This window comes from Legionella dresdenensis (assembly GCF_042649825.1).
GTDB lineage: Bacteria > Pseudomonadota > Gammaproteobacteria > Legionellales > Legionellaceae > Legionella_C > Legionella_C dresdenensis.
Map to the genome: position 1 here is coordinate 1 of NZ_JBHSAB010000023.1, position 17,247 is coordinate 17,247.

A 17,247-nucleotide genomic window follows, 5' to 3' on the forward strand; every position below is an offset into this window, starting at 1 on the left:
CTCTTTTTTTCTATATCGCAATTTTTGTACAGCTTAAGGCAGCGCCATTGGGCTTTACAGCCCAACCTACATTCATTGGTTTTATTCTTTGACTAATGTTGATCTTTCAGGGGAATATTTCTTAAATTACGGATTTCTTTTTCATTAATTTTTAACTGATTACGAGTTTTTACCAACTCCATTTTCAAACGCCAGTACTTGGTTATAAACAACAAACTGCCAATTATCAACCCGACTCCAAGCATAATAGTCATTAATACCGCAATTGGCATGCTGACTGTTGCTACATACAAATTAACATGCACTGAGCTGGCATTAAGGGCAGCAAAACTAACGCCTGCGAGGATTAACAGCAAATATATGGTTATCATCACAAAACGCATAGTCATCCTCCTTTATTATTTAAAAAAAAGCGCAAATGAAGGAACACCATCATCCACGCTTTTTTTCAAAAGAGCTAACTGTTATTCAGTTTCTTTGTTAGCAATTTTTTCTTTGAACAAGTCGCCTAAAGTAGTTGAACCCAAGGTTGTAGAAGGTGCATCACCTCGAGTGTACTTTTTGATTGCTTCAGCTTGCTCTTGAGCATCTTTTGCTTTTACTGACAAGGCAATTGTACGGTTTTTCTTGTCAACATTAACAATTTTAGCTTCGATATCATCGCCTTCTTTGTACAGAGTTGTTGCGTCGTCAACACGCTCATCGGACAGTTCGTTCGAACGAATAGTACCAACAACGTCTTCAGTCAGTTCAACAGTCACAGTTTTAGCGTCAACGGAAACTACTTTTCCTTTAACAACTGCGCCTTTGCTGTACTCTTCAACATAAGCAGTGAAATTATCGCCCTCGAGCTGTTTCAATCCCAGAGAAATTCTTTCACGGTCAGCATCGATACCCAGAATAACGGCTTCGAGCTCTTGACCTTTCTTGAACTGCTTAACTGCTTCTTCACCAGGAATCGTCCAGGAGATATCAGATAAGTGAACCAGACCGTCAATATCACCCTCAAGACCAATAAAGATACCGAAATCAGTGATAGAACGGATTTTACCGCTAACTTTCTGGCCTTTGCTATGAGATTGAGCAAATTGATGCCATGGATTGCCAACGCATTGCTTCATACCCAGCGATATACGGCGGCGCTCTTCATCAATCTCAAGAACCATAACATCAACTATGTCCCCCATAGAAACGACTTTGCTTGGGTGAACGTTTTTGTTTGTCCAATCCATTTCTGACATATGAACCAGACCTTCAACGCCTTCTTCAATTTCAACGAAGCAGCCGTAATCGGTGATGTTAGTTACTTTACCTTGCAGTTTTTTGCCGACAGGATAACGCTCAACCAGATCAACCCAAGGATCGTTACCCAGTTGTTTCATACCTAAGGAAACACGGTTACGTTCGCTATCAAAGCTCAGTACTTTAACTTTAACATCCTGACCTACAGTAAGTACTTCACTTGGGTGTTTAACACGTTTCCAGGAAATGTCAGTGATATGCAGCAGACCATCGATTCCGCCCAGATCAATAAATGCACCGTAGTCAGTGAGGTTTTTAACGATACCGTTAAGTACCTGACCATCATGCAGAGACTCAAGAAGAGCCTGTCTGTCTGCGCTGCTTTCTTCTTCAACAACTGCACGGCGTGAAACAACAATGTTATTTCTCTTCAGATCCATTTTAATAACTTTGAACTCAAGCTCTTTACCTTCGAGGTAAGATGGATCGCGAACAGGTCTGACATCAACTAAAGAACCAGGCAAGAATGCGCGGATAGTGCCAATTTCTACAGTGAAACCGCCCTTTACTTTTCCAGAAATCAAGCCAGTTACTGTCTCGTTATTTTCATGAGACTTGGACAATTTACGCCAGGCTTCCTGACGCTTGGCTTTTTCGCGGGATAACAATGTTTCACCATAGCCATCCTCAACGGAATCAAGAGCAACTTCAACGGTATCGCCAATACTGACTTCAAGAGCGCCATTTTTATCCTGGAACTCTTCGACCGCGACAATACCTTCAGATTTTAAACCGGCGTTTAAAGTGACGTAGTCATCATCGATATCGATAACTTTTGCATTAATGATTGCGCCGGGATAAAACTGGGCACCCGCTATACTTTGCTCAAACAATTCTTTGAAACTTTCAGACATGTTAATAAACTCTTTAGTAAATAAAATGGAAACGTGAATCCCCTCACATCCCCCCCCTTTCAGCTGAAAAACGAATGCGTATTGATAGAGTTTAGTACATTATCGAATACTTGCGCAATCGTTAATCCAGTTGTATCAATGAGCACTGCGTCCTCTGCAGGCTTTAGCGGCGCATGCAATCGAGCCATATCTCGCTCGTCACGTTTCACTAATTCTTCAACAACTTGGGCGAGGCTAACATCAATTTGCTTTTCTTTCAACTGAAAATAGCGTCTTTGTGCTCTTTCCTCAGTAGAAGCGTACAAATATATCTTCACAACCGCATCTGGGAACACCACTGTGCCCATATCGCGGCCATCTGTTACCAGCCCAGGTTCCATTGCAAATGCACGTTGACGGGCTAAAAGCGCTTCCCTGATTTCCGGAAGAGCTGCAATTCTGGATGCATCCTGTCCGCACTGCTCACTGCGAAGCTGCTCATAAACTTCTGCACCGTCAAGAATCACTGTAGTTTTTAAATGCGGATCTGTTTCAAAGCGCACATTGAGAGTATGGGCAAGTTTTACCATCTCAGCGATATTGGCAAAATCAATGTTTCTTTTACGCGCCGCATAGGCAAGAACCCGATAGATAGAGCCGCTGTCCAGTACATGCCAGTCCAGATGATCGGCAAGCATATGGCAGATTGTACCTTTACCCGTACCGCTTGGCCCGTCCAATGTAATTACCGGGACAATTTTATTCGATTTCATTACCAACTTCCTCAATAGCCATGCTTAAATCATTGGCTGTTTTTACAAATGTGGGGAACGAGGTAGCAACATTCGCACAATTTTTTATTGTCACTGGCGTTTCAGTCAGCGCCCCCGCGATTGAAAAAGCCATTGCAATTCGATGATCACCCCGGCTGTCTACTACCCCACCCTGTAATTTATTACCGCCGTTGATATAAATTCCATCAGCAAATACTTGTGTTTCAACACCTAAAATCCGCAACCCATCTGCCATTGCGCTGATGCGATCGCTTTCTTTTGTCCGTAATTCACTTGCGCCATGCAGCCGGGTCTGACCTTTAGCACAGGCTGCTGCAATGAAAATAGCCGGAAACTCATCTATCGCTAGTGGAACTAAAGTTGCAGGAATATCTATCCCTTCAAGCGGAGAGTACTGAACATGAAGATCAGCTACGACTTCTTCACCATAAATCCGTTTGTTTGCTAAATTAATTTTAGCACCCATTTGATTCAAAATCTGCACAATTCCTACGCGAGTTGGATTTATTCCAACATTCCGTATTATTATATCAGAATTTGGTATTATTGTTGCCGCAACGATAAAAAATGCTGCGGATGAGATATCGCCGGGAACATTAATATCTGTTCCAATACATTCACCTTCCGAACTAATAGCAACCTGATCTTCAGACTTCTGCAAGGGGTAACTGAATGCCGTCAGCATTCTTTCGGTATGATCCCGGGTTACGCCGGGTTCAATGACAATTGTCTCGCCTTTAGCATACATTCCAGCCAGTAACAGGCACGATTTTACCTGCGCACTGGCAATTGGCATTTGATATATGATACCAGTAAGCGATTTTTTCCCTCTGATAGTTAAAGGAGGCTTGCCTTCATGGGTTGCTATTTCAGCGCCCATTTGAGTCAACGGACGGCTTACCCTTTCCATGGGCCGTTTCAACAGACTTTGATCACCCGTCAGTTCACTGCTAAAATCCTGAGCAGCCAATAATCCAGCCAAAAGTCTCATGCTGGTTCCGGAATTGCCGCAATCAATCGCCTGCTCCGGCTGTTGCAAACCGTATTTGCCAACACCGTGGATAACTAATTGCTGAGGCGCAGGTTTTTCTATCGTCACGCCCATTGCCTCAAAGGCTTTAAGTGTAGCCAGACAATCTTCGCCTTCAAGAAAACCATTAACAATGGTAGGACCTTTGGCAATCGAACCCAAAATGATTGAACGGTGTGAAATTGATTTATCGCCAGGAACCTCTATTTCGCCTCGTAAATTTTGAACTGGACTGCTGATAAAATTGATATGCTTCATAATCTGTGTTTCCTGGCAAAATCATCCATAAAGTTAATTAAGCGGTCTACCGCTGATATTGGCATTGAATTATACAAACTTACCCGTAATCCGCCAACCATTCTATGGCCTTTCAACGCCAGCAGATTATTTTCCGCAGCCTCTTCAGCAAACAGGCTTTCAAGTTCAGGGCTGGCAAGGTTAAAGCAGACATTGACCAGTGATCGGGCCTGGGGAGCAATTTTGCATTCATAAGCAGAAGATGAGTCAATATATTGATAAAGACGCGCAGATTTTATTCTGTTTTGCTGATAAACGGCAGCAACACCACCCTGTTTCTCAATCCACTGCAGCATTTTGCAGGCCACATAACAATTAAATGTCGGCGGTGTAGCATACAGAGAGTGGTTTGCTGCGTGTATCCGATAATCCGACATGGTTGGCAAAACCGCTGTATCCGATGAATTCAGAAGCTTGTTGCTTACAATCACTATTGTTAAGCCGGCATTAGCGATAATTTTTTGTGCCCCGGCAAAAATCATATCAAAATCGGCGATATTAACTGGTTCAGTCAACAAACAGGAGGTCATATCAGCAATGATTGGAACCGAGCGATTCAAAACCGGGAAATACCTTACCCCATTTACAGTTTCGTTAGGCGTGTAATACAGATAAGCTGTATTATCTTTATACTGTAATTCATCATTGGACGGAATAGTCGTGAAGCCGCTGGTTTCGCTGGATGCGAGGCAATAAGCCTTTTTCAGACGTTGTGCTTCTTTCAGCGCCATAGCGGACCAGATACCCGTAACAACATACCCTGCCTGCTGTTGGGCGGAAAGGAAATTTAGCGGAATCATCCCAAATTGCGCTCGGGTTGCTCCGCCTAAAAATAATACATGGTAATCAGCCGGAATATTCAGCAACGTCCTGAAAAGTTGTTCTGTTTGTTCCAGCAACTGCGTAAAAGCCGCTGTCCGATGACCAATTTCCAGGATTGACATGCCAAGCCCTTGCCAATCCAGTAATTCCTGCTGTATTTCTTTCAAAAGCTCTTCCGGCAGCATTGCCGGACCAGCACCAAAATTGATTGCCCTACTCATCGCCACTGCTTTCTTCGATATTGTCCTCAAAATCGCCGTCATTATAATCGTCTGACGATTCATCGCCCAAATCTTCAATACGCTGCATTCCGACTACATGCTCGCCAGTACTGACATTAATCAGGCGTACACCCTGGGTATTACGGCCGATAATCGACAATTCGTTTACTCTGAATCTAACCAAAGTACCTTTATCTGTAATCAGCATCGCCTCGTCGCTCTCCTCAACTTGCAGAGCACGCACTACTTTACCGTTACGCTCGTTAACCTGAATCGAAATAACGCCTTGGCCGCCGCGTCCTGACACGCGGTATTCGGAAACATCTGTACGTTTTCCATAACCGTTTTCGGTCGCGGTTAGAATAGTTCCTTCTGCTTTGGCAACAACAAGAGAAATGACTGATTGGTCTTCTGCCAGCCTGATACCTCGGACACCGCGTGCGGTTCGTCCCATTGGTCTTACCAGATTTTCATCAAAGCGAATTACTTTACCGGCATCAGTAAATAACATGATGTCTTTACTGCTATCAGTAATATCAACCCCAACCAGACGATCGTTTTCATCAAGATCAACAGCGATAATTCCAGTAGAACGCGGACGGCTGAATGCTTCCAGTGGAACTTTCTTCACGGTACCGTGTTTGGTAGCCATAAATACAAATCGACCTTCGCCATATTCACGAACAGGCAACATTGCGTTAATCGCTTCATCTTCCGCTAAAGGCAAAATGTTAATAATGGGTTTACCACGGGATATACGGCTTGCCAGCGGCAATTGATAAGCCTTTAACCAATAAAGTTTGCCATGGTTGGAGAAGCAAAGCAGCGTATCATGAGTACTGGCAATAACCAGCTTTTCAATAAAATCTTCATCTTTAACATTGGTTGCCGATTTGCCTTTACCGCCACGCCGTTGTGCCTGATACATGGAGATCGGCTGGTATTTGACATACCCCTGATGCGAAAGCGTAACAACTACATCCTCTTCAGTAATCAGATCTTCAATGGTTAAATCTTCTTGCGAAGCAGTGATTTCAGTACGGCGCTCATCACCAAACTGCTTTTTCACTTCAAGTAACTCATCATTAATCACCTGCATCAAACGCTCAGGTGATGCCAGAATATCAAGTAAATCCTTAATGACATCAAGCAATTCCTTGAATTCATTAATGATTTTATCCTGTTCCAAGGCCGTTAAGCGATGTAATCTTAAATCCAGAATTGCCTGAGCCTGATTAGGCGATAAACGATAGCCATCAGCGCTCAAACCATATTCTGCAGGCAAATCGTCCGGTCTGCAGGCATCGCTGCCAGCGCTTGCAAGCATTGCTTTTACCATGCCCGGTTCCCAGCTCCGGGCCAGCAGGCTTTCTTTTGCATCCTGCGGTGTAGGCGATTGCTTAATCAACTCGATCATTTCATCAATGTTTGCCAGTGCAACCCCTAAGCCTTCCAGGAGATGGGCGCGTTCACGCGCCTTTTTAAGTTCAAAAATTGTTCTTCTGGTGACAACTTCACGGCGATGCCTGATGAAATACTCAAGAATCTCTTTCAGGTTCAGCGTTCTTGGCTGACCATCCACCAATGCCACCATATTAATGCCGAATACATTCTGCATTTGAGTGTGGGCATAGAGATTGTTCAGGATAACTTCAGCAACCTCGCCACGCTTCAATTCGATTACTACCCTCATCCCCTGTTTGTCGGATTCATCACGCAGACCGGATATCCCTTCGATTTTTTTGTCTCGAACCAGTTCGGCTATTTTCTCAACCAGGCGTGCTTTATTCACTTGATAAGGCAGTTCAGTAATAATAATTGCTTGGCGGTTAGTATCGCTATCTGTTTCAATTTCTGTCCGTGCCCGAATCAGAATACGGCCACGTCCAGTACGGTATGCCTGAATAATACCAGCCCTGCCGTTAATTATCGCAGCAGTCGGGAAATCAGGCCCTGGAATATAGTCCATCAGATCATCAATACTCAGATCTGGATCAGCAATTAAGGCCACACAGGCATTAATTACTTCTGTCAGGTTATGAGGCGGAATATTGGTTGCCATACCTACCGCAATACCAGATGAACCATTTACCAGCAGATTAGGTACACGTGACGGCAGAACAATCGGTGCAAATTCGGTTTCGTCATAGTTAGGGGTGAAATCAACGGTTTCCTTCTCTAAATCAGCAAGCAATGCATGGGCGACTTTGGACATCCGTACTTCGGTATATCGCATCGCAGCAGCCATATCGCCGTCTACCGAACCGAAGTTTCCCTGGCCATCAACCAGCATATAACGCATGGAAAATGGCTGCGCCATACGGACTATCGTGTCATAAACAGCGGTATCGCCATGCGGGTGGTATTTACCGATAACATCCCCGACTACACGAGCCGATTTTTTATAGGGTTTGTTCCAGTCGTTACCCAGCTCGCTCATTGCAAAAAGCACACGGCGATGCACCGGTTTCAAACCATCGCGCACATCGGGCAACGCGCGGCCAACAATTACGCTCATCGCATAATCAAGATACGATTGCTTTAACTCATCTTCAATATTAACTGATATTACTTCTTTGGCTAAATTAACCATAGCTAACGGGCGTCCTTCTACGATCGATCAAACAGATATCCGTGAGAATAACATAGAGCATCAATGAATTGAACTTAATATTTTAGTTGACCAAAACTGTAAAAATCCGACAAATTGAACCATACTGAAATTACAGTAGATCCCGATAAGCTGTATTTGACTGTAGCCCGGCATTTTAATATAGTGCTGCACCAAATGCAGTAAATAACTGCCAGCATAATAAAGAGGAGACACGATGGCCAGTAAAATTGCAAAACTCAGCATTGAGAATGGCGAGAAATCGATTGATTTACCTATCTACTCCCCAACGCTGGGTAATGACGTGGTTGATATCAATCAATTAAGCGCGCTGGACCTGTTTACCTATGATCCAGGCTTCATCTCAACAGCATCTTGCGAATCCAAGATAACCTATATCGATGGTGATAAGGGAGTTTTGTTGTATCGAGGTTATCCCATTGAACAACTGGCAGAGAAAAAAGACTTTCTTGATGTCAGTTATCTCTTGCTGAACGGCGAACTGCCCAATGGCGATGAAAAAAAGAATTTCGTCAGCCTGATTAATAACCATACTATGGTTCACCAGCAAATGTACCAGTTTTTAAATGGTTTCCGCCGTGATGCTCACCCCATGGCTATTATGGTCGGTATTGTAGGCGCTCTGTCAGCTTTTTATCATGACACCATGGATTTGACAAACCAGCATGATCGCTATATTTCAGCTATCAGACTGATTGCAAAAATGCCCACGCTGGCAGCCATGAGTTATAAGTACTCAATTGGCCAACCCTACATGTATCCTCAAAACAGAATGTCATATGCTGAAAACTTTTTGCACATGATGTTTGGGGTGCCATCAGAAGAAATTACGCCAAACCCCACTATTGTGGATGCAATGGATAAAATCTTTACCTTGCATGCTGATCACGAACAGAATGCATCAACGTCTACTGTCCGATTAGCCGGCTCGACTGGCGCTAATCCGTTTGCCTGTATTTCTGCAGGGATCGGCGCTTTGTGGGGACCTGCTCACGGCGGCGCTAACGAAGCCTGCCTGAACATGCTGAAAGAAATTGGCGATATTAAAAATATTAACCATTTTATCAAACGCGCCAAGGATAAAGATGATCCATTTCGCCTGATGGGTTTTGGTCACCGGGTTTATAAGAGTTATGACCCACGCGCCAAAGTAATGCGTGAAACCTGCCATGATGTCTTAACTGCGGTCGGCGCCCATGATGAACCATTATTCAAGCTGGCGATGGAGCTTGAGCGTATCGCGCTGGAAGATGATTACTTCATTGAGAAAAAACTGTATCCCAATGTCGATTTCTATTCCGGCCTGACCTTAAGCGCTATTGGCATTCCAACTAATATGTTTACAGTGATTTTTGCTCTGGCAAGAACCGTAGGCTGGATGTCGCACTGGATGGAAATGGTTGCCAATAAATCCAAAATTGGCAGACCACGTCAGTTATACACCGGCGAAAAACTCCGAGATGTACCGTAGTTAAGTATAGGTTGGGCTGTAAAGCCCAACACTTACTTCCCAACATATATCTATAGCCTTTCACCTGAAAACCCCCTAACATAAGCCTGTCGTTAATTAAAAGGATTTTAATAACATGCTTAAATTTATTACCGCGTTACTCTCCGCCAGCACTAAAAAACTCGATAAATCTCTCAAGAATATACCAACCCATCAAATCATTCTGGCAACTGCCGCTATACTTTTCTTATTCGACAAATATCCTATGCTTGCAAGGATGTATCGCTCACGCCATAACAGTTCTGTCAAACAGAGCGCACTGGACGTAGCCTATGGAATATTTAAAAACCTGCCTCCGCTTAAACAATATATTAATAAGGAACTGGCTCAAAACATCAGTTCAATCAACAAAGAACTGCAAGCAGAACGAGCCAATATGCGTTTAAAAAAAGAACTTCCAGAAGAAAGTGTTCCTGCGCATGAAATTCTGCAGGCATTTGGTATTGAACCTGCAGCGTGTAATTATGATTTTTCAGCAGCTCCAAATAAGCCATCTGCGAAAAAGTTAGTTGTTCAGAAAGGAGACGGCCAGGATTCAGGAACGCTTTATGCCGTACATACAGAAGAATTAACTGCTTTATTAAAAGAAACTTTTGCCAGTACCGCTTTATCTAACCCAATGCATAACAAATGGCCTCGTATTAGCGCTATGAGATCTGAAATTACTCAGTGGGCGCTTAAACTGTTTGGAGGTTCAGAGCATGATTATGGTCTTCTAACCCATGGCGGTACTACAAGTATCATTGAAGCTATGGCCGCTTATGTGATAGCAGCCCGCAATAGAGGGATTGCGCAGCCTGAGATAGTCATTCCGGAAACAGCACATGCAGCATTCAAAAAAGCGGCTCAGTTGACTGGCGCCACTTTGATCACTGTTCCCGTTGATCCGAAAACCGGTGCTGTCAGTGCAAAAACAATGGAAAAATATCTTTCTGATAACACTGCCGTTATGGTGGGTTCAGCGCCGTCTTTTATGTATGGGATTTGCGATCCGATTTCTGAGCTGTCAGAACTTGCCCTGAGAAAAAAGATACCGTTCCATGTAGATGCCTGCCTGGGAGGCTTTTTAACTGCTTTTGCTGATACATCGGCTAACCCGATGGATTTTCGTTTGCCTGGCGTTACTTCTATTTCAGCAGACTTCCATAAATATGGGCTGTGCCCAAAAGGTACTTCAATATGTATGTTCCGTAGCGATGCGCCTGCTTTACCGGTTTTTTCCGCCGCTGATTGGGCGGGCGGCTTGTATGCGACTCCCGGTATCTTGGATGGCTCAACCAGCGGCGCTCGCATTGCTGAAATTTACACTACCATGTCTTACTATGGACACAAAAAATATCGGGAAATAACGAACAACATTGTTGAGTTGCGCAAAACGATACAAGGTTTATTTGTTAAATTAACTCAGGAAGATAGCGGGTTGACTGAAAACGATATATATATTTTTGGTGATCCGCAATGGTCGGTATTGGGTTTTCGTAGTGCGAACCTCAATTGTTTTTCAATTATGGAGGAAATGAAAAAGAGAGGTTGGGAGCTCAATGCCTTACAAAATCCGGATGGATTTCATATGTGTTTGACTCATGTCCACACATTAATGCCAGATTTTGCTAAAAAATTTATTGAGGATTTGCAAAATGCAGTAGCTGCTGTCAAAAAATATGGTAAAGATCACAAGCCAGCAAATATCGTGAAAGTTTACGGCAAAATAAAAATGATGCCGAATGAAGTGCAGCAACGAGCATGTGTAGATTATGAAAAAGCTCGGTTATTTTTTCATGCGGACGTACCCGGTGTTTCCTCAGGAAGTACTTTTACTCCTCAAGTGTAGGTTGGGTCGTTGACCCAACATTCGATCTTGTATAAAGCACCGTTGTTGGGTCAAAACGGCCCAACCTACATTGATCCGGACTCACTGGCATTAGCTATCTGGTTAAGCAGAGACGCTAATCGACAACCAGCTAAAGCAAGCCGTTGCTCGCTGATTTGCTTTACCATATTTTGATAAGCATGGCTCGGTTTTTGGCCGTAGTTGATCTTATACGCTTTTGTTATTGCCAATTGATAAGATTCATTTGCCCAGGTTTCTGGCGCTAACTGACTCCCAGAAACACTTGGACACGGCCATTTGTCTTCTACTTTGCGCGCTACGCGGGTAATCCGGGCTGATGTAATTTTTTTATGGCTATTTAATAAACCCCCGCCTTTGTCCCAATAACCATGCAGGTTAGCAGCGATACTATTGGCTTGCAGGCAATACAGATTTCCTCCCATATCGCCCTCTTTAAACTCAGTACTATATAGTGTTACTGCATGCATGGGTTGATGGAGATCGCCGACAACGTGGGTGATAATGCGGGTATTTATGCCTTTCATATAATCCGGGCTATTTATATCACGAAGTATGGCAACCGCGCTCTTTATTGCAGTAATTCCGTTATCAGGATTCAACGCCGGCGGTTTAATACCGTCCATTATATAAGGGATATCGATATAATGAATTGTCTTTAAAATCCGTATGTTATGATAATTGACGTTATCAAGCCATACCGCTGCCTCGACAAAAGAGAGCTTATCAATGCTGTTATTATATTGTAAAAACAGTTTTTTTGCTTCCTGGGTTAAATGGTCAAGCGCTATTTGAGCAATTACCCGATGCCCCATAGCACTCCAACCGTAAGTGTTCAGCGCAGAAAAACCCAGCATAACAATTGCTAACAGCCGGCTGGGAGATGCTCTTCTAACCAAGATAAGGCGACCAGGCAGGCTCTTGGACATCACCTTCCTTGGTCGGCAAGCGCATACGGATTCGGCCATCAATTGAAACAATCTCCAGCACGCCCCGCTCGCCTTTTCTGGTTGCATACAGAATTAACCGGCCATTAGGCGCTACTGTAGGCGACTCATCCACTGAAGAAGAAGTCACTGACGTAAGCTGACCGCTATTCATATCCTGGACACCGATATTAAAGCCTTTGTCTTCCCTATGCATCATGACAACGTGTTTTTGATCAGGGGTAAACGATGCGCGTGCGTTATAGTTACCGGCAAATGTCACTCTGCTTATGCTGCCGTCAGCTAATGACAATTGATAAATTTGCGGTGCGCCGCCGCGGCCAGAAGTAAACAATAACGATTTTCCATCCGGTGAATAGCGTGGCTCAGTGTCAATCGCATCGCCAAATGTCAGTTGCTTTAAACTGCCATTGGCCAGATTTACACTGTAAATTTTAGGATTGCCGCCTTTTGAAAGCACAACCGCCAGCTCCCGGCCATCAGCAGACCAGGCAGGTGCGCTATTAATTCCTGAAAAGTCGGTAACTAGTCGCCGCTTTCCTGTTTCTACGGAAACGGTATAAATCTGAGCTTTCTTTTTCTCAAAAGAAACATAGGCTATCTCACGGCCATCAGGCGACCAGGCTGGCGACACAATAGAATCAGATGAAAGTAACAGGCTTTGTGGGTTATAACCATCAGCGTCAGCAACCTCAAGCGAATAGCGTGCTCGCCCATCCGATGCGCGTTGAACCAGAATATAAGCAATACGAGTTGAAAATATTCCGCGTTCGCCGGTCAGTTTTTCATACACCATATCACTGATATGGTGCGCCATAGCACGGACATCATTCCCGTTGATTTGGAAATCGTGGGTTAATAATGATTTGCCCTGGGTAACTACATCAAAGAGTTCAAAACTTATATTATAGTGATTACTGCCTACCCGGGTAACCCGTCCTGTCAGCAGGCTATCAGCGCCTGACTGCCTTGAAGCATTAATCGCTGCCTGATCATTTCCAGGGCCATAAGTAAGTGGAATAACTTTGAATTGCCCGGAAAAATTAAAATCATGATTGATGACATCCGTTAATTCCCGGCTTGCTTCATCATTACCAAAACTATTGATAGCAATAGGCAGCGCCGAGCTTATTCCCTGAGTTAGCTCAAGATCCAAAGCAAACGATACGCTGGATGCGATGAATAAAAAAATTGCTAGAATTCGTCTGTAAACCACACTTACCCCCTAACGTTTTCAGGACGTACTGTTAAACTAATATCCCTGAACAGGTTAAATGTTTCAGGATCGGCAGGAACCGGCAATGGCGACGCTTTGTAGATTGCTGTCTGTGCCGATCGATCAAGGACAGAATCACCGCTGCTACGAGTCAGGCTAACTTCAAGCACCGCACCGTCTGGTGCAAGGCGAATACGGAACTGACTGGAAAGATTGCCGTCAACATTATCAGGTAAAATCCAGCGACGACCAATGGCATTCAGAATTAAAGCCTTGTATTTATCAACTTCACCCGCCATTCTGGTTCTCTTTGCGGCTTCAGCCTGTGCCCTTTCCGCATCGGCCTGTTGCTGTCTTGCCTGTTCGGCAGCAGCCTGCTCAGCTTTTATTTTTTCCGCAGAAGCCTTAATTTGCTGCTCTTTCTCCAAACGCTGTTTTTCAGCCTGAGCTAATTGCTCAATTTGCTTTTTCTTTAACTCTGCCAGTTTCTGAGCTTCCTGCTGTTGTTTTTTCTCTAACTGCTGCTGCTTATTCTTAAGCTCTTCCAAGCGTTTGGCTTCCTGCTCTTTTTGCAGTGCAAGCTGTTTTAAACGTTTTTGTTCTTCTTCCATCTGTTTTTTACGTGCAATAGCGAGTTTTTCGGCTTCTTCTTTAATTTTGGCCAGCTTTTGCTGCTCCTGTAAACGGGCCTTTCGAGCATCTTCAGCTTGCTTTACCAGTGCCTGTTGCCGGGCTTGCTCAGCCTTTTTCTGCATTTCCCGCTCTTGCTTTAAACGGTTAACCGTTTCCATCACTTCTTTATTGTCGACACTTACTGCTTTCACAATCTCTGGTTTGGGTTGTTGTTCAGCCTGAGCTGGGGTAGCCTCACCCAAATGAGTCACATTATCTTTTTGCAACACAGGGCGCTGCGAGCTTGGATCAGTTAATAGCATCAATCCTACAAAAACATGAAGACAGATAGCCGCAAATAATGCTTTGCGGTAGCTTGGATCAATAATCATCCCGCACTCCCTTGTGGTTCTTCCGAGGAATCAGTAACCAGACCAACCTGCTCTGCACCTGCTTTTTTCAGCAAAGCCATTGCACCAACCACTTTACCGTAGGCAACACCCTGGTCGCCTTTTACCAGAACATTAAGCTTCTGGTTAGCTTCTTTAGCTAATTCAAGTTCGGCTGCAACACGTACTACCAGAGCCTGTGATTCAAGCGGTACGTCAGGCTGGTTGCTGATATTCAGAAAATAATCACCCTGCTGATTGACTGATACGATTACCGGCTCCCGATCTTCATTTGACAGCGTTTCACTTGCCGCTTTAGGTAAATCTACAGTAACACCTTGTGTAAGCATGGGCGCAGTAATCATAAAAATTACCAGCAGCACCAGCATGACATCGATATATGGAACCACGTTAATTTCAGCTATAGGCTTGGTTGATGATGATTTTTTTCGCAACATGTTTTAACCTCTTGCGTTTGCCGAAGTCTGTTGTTCAATCAACGATACAAGTTCTTCCTGAAACACATCATATTTATCAAGTAAGGAACCAGCCCGTGTCGAGTAGCGATTATAAGCGATAACAGCCGGGATAGCGGTAAAAAGCCCGAGTGCGGTCGCAACCAGCGCTTCGGAAATTCCAGGCGCTACCATGGCAATCGTTGCCTGCTGCGCCTGCCCCAGCGCCTGAAACGATGTCATAATCCCCCAGACGGTGCCAAACAGGCCAACATAAGGTGCAATTGACCCGACAGAAGCAAAAAACGGCAGGTGTTTTTCAAGTTGCGCGGCTTCTTTGGCATGGCTTATCTGCATGACGCGCTGAATTGGCTCTAATGCGGTCAGACCCTGCTTACGGGAACGGATATACTCTTTAAAGCCGGCATGGAAAATTGCAGCTATTCCCTGCCGTTTTTCACTATTAGAATCAATATCAGCATATAACGTGCTTAAATCGCTGCTATCCCAGAAACGATTGACAAATTGCTCGCACTGCGACTTTTTACGTTTAAAATACCACGCTCGCTGCAAGATTAATGTCCATGAAACAATTGAAGCAGCAAGTAACAGCAGCATCACGGTCTTAACAACCAGACCTGCTTGCATAAAATAACCCAGTACACTGGCATGGCTACCCACGTTTTATTCCTCCAACTAGACAAATTGTTTCGGTAAGCGTTTTGGCTTCATTGCGCTATCTATACAGACAACTTTTATCGTTGCCTCGCACAACAGCCTGTTATCCTGATTTTCCATTTTTTGTTTAAATACAATGCTGCAACTTCGTACCTGATTCATCCAGGTAGTAATCAATATTTCATCCTCAAGGCGTGCCGGATGGCGATAATCCAGGTTTACTTCTGTAATTGCCAAATGATAATCGCAACTTGCCAGCCTGGTCAATGAGATCCCATGTTGCCTTAATGCATCCGAACGTGCACGTTCAAAAAAATTTAAATAACGGGCGTGATAAACAATACCCATAAAATCCGTATCTTCTGCATAAACACGATATTTTTGTGCAAAAAGCTCATTTGCCATGGTGGAATTACTCATGAATAACCGGCTGCAAGCCAAAATGTTGATAAGCAAGTGCGGTGGCAGTTCTGCCCCGTGGCGTCCGCATCAGGAATCCTTGCTGAATCAGGTAAGGTTCAAGGACATCTTCAATCGTTCCTTTTTCTTCCCCAATTGACGCGGCAATACTTTCAACCCCAACCGGGCCGCCAGCAAAACGCTCAATCACTGCCAGCAGTAATTTTCTATCCATAACATCAAAACCATTCTGGTCTACATCCAGCATTTTCAGCGCCAGTTGCGCCATTTCAAGTGTGATTATTCCCTTGCCGCGTACCTCAGCGAAATCACGCACTCGCCTTAACAGTCGGTTTGCTATACGGGGTGTTCCTCGTGAACGTTTGGCAATTTCCCGCGCACCTGCCTCTTCAGTCTTGACGCCCAGTAAGCGGGCAGAACGGGAAACAATATAAGTTAAAGCATCAACAGAGTAAAACTCCAGCCGCTGCACAATACCGAAGCGGTCGCGTAACGGTGACGTCAGCAATCCAGCTCGGGTAGTAGCGCCTATCAGTGTAAAAGGAGGTAATTCAAGTTTGATCGAGCGTGCTGACGGCCCCTCGCCAATCATGATATCCAGTTTGTAGTCTTCCATTGCCGGATAGAGAATTTCCTCAATGACAGGGCTTAAACGATGAATTTCGTCGATAAAAAGAACGTCATTTTCTTCCAGATTAGTGAGCATGGCAGCCATATCGCCCGCCCGCTCCAGAACAGGTCCCGAAGTCTGCTTTAGATTAACTCCCATTTCATGGGCTATTATGCCTGCAAGCGTGGTTTTACCCAAGCCCGGCGGACCAAAAACCAATACATGATCAAGGGCGTCACAGCGGCGTTTGGCAGCATCAATGAATATACGCATTTGTGAACAGACAGCATCTTGACCAATATAATCATCGAGGCTAAGTGGGCGAATGGCGCGATCAATGGCATCTTCCATGGTAACAGCTGCGGCACTGACGAGACGGTCACTTTCAAGCATTGTTAACTTAAGTTGTTATTGTTTTCACCCATTCTAACACAGCTTGGGGCGTGCCCCCAATTAATTTTATATATGGCTTATTGACCGCCTGAGTTATGGGGTGTTGGGCTTTACAGCCCATAGCCGTCAAGCTAAGCCAGGTACATAGGAAATTAGAATAGTAAATGTACAAAATTCCTTAACTGACTGCTATGTGTTTTACAGTCCATATTCGTTCGGCCTGAGGAAAATGCGGAG

Annotated in this window: 15 protein-coding genes; 2 read left to right on the top strand and 13 right to left on the bottom strand. The window is 44.3% G+C overall.

What is annotated here, in order from left to right:
- Positions 1-92 precede the first annotated feature (92 nt).
- The 6 genes from ACFORL_RS09255 to gyrA form a co-directional block, all read right to left on the bottom strand.
- Positions 93-383: a LapA family protein gene (locus tag ACFORL_RS09255; RefSeq protein ID WP_382343301.1), complete on the bottom strand. Its 291-nt coding sequence runs from the start codon at positions 381-383 to the stop codon at positions 93-95.
- A gap of 81 nt (positions 384-464) precedes the next feature.
- The gene (gene rpsA, locus ACFORL_RS09260) at positions 465-2,156 is read right to left on the bottom strand and encodes a 30S ribosomal protein S1 (protein ID WP_382343303.1); all 1,692 of its coding nucleotides are present in this window, start codon (positions 2,154-2,156) and stop codon (positions 465-467) included.
- Positions 2,157-2,215: 59 nt separating this feature from the next.
- A complete protein-coding gene (cmk, locus tag ACFORL_RS09265; protein WP_382343305.1) occupies positions 2,216-2,908 on the bottom strand; it encodes a (d)CMP kinase in 693 nt (230 codons plus the stop codon).
- Entirely contained in the window at positions 2,895-4,217 is a 1,323-nt protein-coding gene (aroA, locus tag ACFORL_RS09270) for a 3-phosphoshikimate 1-carboxyvinyltransferase (RefSeq protein WP_382343307.1), read from the bottom strand. Before aroA ends, cmk begins: the two co-directional genes overlap by 14 nt.
- On the bottom strand, positions 4,214-5,299 hold the full coding sequence (gene serC / locus ACFORL_RS09275; protein WP_382343309.1) for a 3-phosphoserine/phosphohydroxythreonine transaminase: 1,086 nt from the start codon (positions 5,297-5,299) through the stop codon (positions 4,214-4,216). The genes aroA and serC overlap by 4 nt, the downstream gene beginning before the upstream one ends.
- Positions 5,292-7,892, bottom strand: coding sequence for a DNA gyrase subunit A (gene gyrA, locus ACFORL_RS09280; RefSeq protein WP_382343311.1), 2,601 nt, complete (start codon positions 7,890-7,892; stop codon positions 5,292-5,294). The genes serC and gyrA overlap by 8 nt, the downstream gene beginning before the upstream one ends.
- A 235-nt stretch (positions 7,893-8,127) precedes the next feature.
- Here gyrA and gltA point away from each other — a divergent pair, with 235 nt between their 5' ends.
- Together gltA and ACFORL_RS09290 are read left to right on the top strand one after the other, a co-directional pair.
- Positions 8,128-9,402: a citrate synthase gene (gltA, locus tag ACFORL_RS09285; RefSeq protein WP_382343313.1), complete on the top strand. Its 1,275-nt coding sequence runs from the start codon at positions 8,128-8,130 to the stop codon at positions 9,400-9,402.
- A gap of 115 nt (positions 9,403-9,517) precedes the next feature.
- Positions 9,518-11,272, top strand: a complete 1,755-nt coding sequence (locus tag ACFORL_RS09290) for a pyridoxal phosphate-dependent decarboxylase family protein (protein WP_382343314.1) — start codon at positions 9,518-9,520, stop codon at positions 11,270-11,272.
- 65 nt (positions 11,273-11,337) lie between these two features.
- On the opposite strand, the gene ACFORL_RS09295 is transcribed toward ACFORL_RS09290, so the two are convergent.
- The 7 genes from ACFORL_RS09295 to ruvB are packed head-to-tail and all read right to left on the bottom strand — an operon-like array spanning position 11,338 to position 17,010.
- Positions 11,338-12,147, bottom strand: coding sequence for a S1/P1 nuclease (locus ACFORL_RS09295; RefSeq protein ID WP_382343316.1), 810 nt, complete (start codon positions 12,145-12,147; stop codon positions 11,338-11,340).
- Positions 12,148-12,181: 34 nt separating this feature from the next.
- On the bottom strand, positions 12,182-13,453 hold the full coding sequence (gene tolB, locus ACFORL_RS09300; RefSeq protein ID WP_382343318.1) for a Tol-Pal system beta propeller repeat protein TolB: 1,272 nt from the start codon (positions 13,451-13,453) through the stop codon (positions 12,182-12,184).
- A 2-nt stretch (positions 13,454-13,455) separates the two neighbouring features.
- Positions 13,456-14,457, bottom strand: coding sequence for a cell envelope integrity protein TolA (tolA, locus tag ACFORL_RS09305; protein ID WP_382343320.1), 1,002 nt, complete (start codon positions 14,455-14,457; stop codon positions 13,456-13,458).
- Positions 14,454-14,912 (bottom strand): protein TolR, encoded by a 459-nt coding sequence (tolR, locus tag ACFORL_RS09310; protein ID WP_382343322.1) that lies wholly within the window; start codon positions 14,910-14,912, stop codon positions 14,454-14,456. The genes tolA and tolR overlap by 4 nt, the downstream gene beginning before the upstream one ends.
- 3 nt (positions 14,913-14,915) lie before the next feature.
- Positions 14,916-15,590, bottom strand: a complete 675-nt coding sequence (tolQ, locus tag ACFORL_RS09315; protein WP_382343324.1) for a protein TolQ — start codon at positions 15,588-15,590, stop codon at positions 14,916-14,918.
- Positions 15,591-15,605: 15 nt separating this feature from the next.
- Complete coding sequence (locus tag ACFORL_RS09320) at positions 15,606-16,007, bottom strand: YbgC/FadM family acyl-CoA thioesterase (protein WP_382343326.1); 402 nt, start codon at positions 16,005-16,007, stop codon at positions 15,606-15,608.
- Positions 16,000-17,010 (bottom strand): Holliday junction branch migration DNA helicase RuvB, encoded by a 1,011-nt coding sequence (gene ruvB / locus ACFORL_RS09325; RefSeq protein WP_382343328.1) that lies wholly within the window; start codon positions 17,008-17,010, stop codon positions 16,000-16,002. The genes ACFORL_RS09320 and ruvB overlap by 8 nt, the downstream gene beginning before the upstream one ends.
- Positions 17,011-17,247 lie beyond the last annotated feature (237 nt).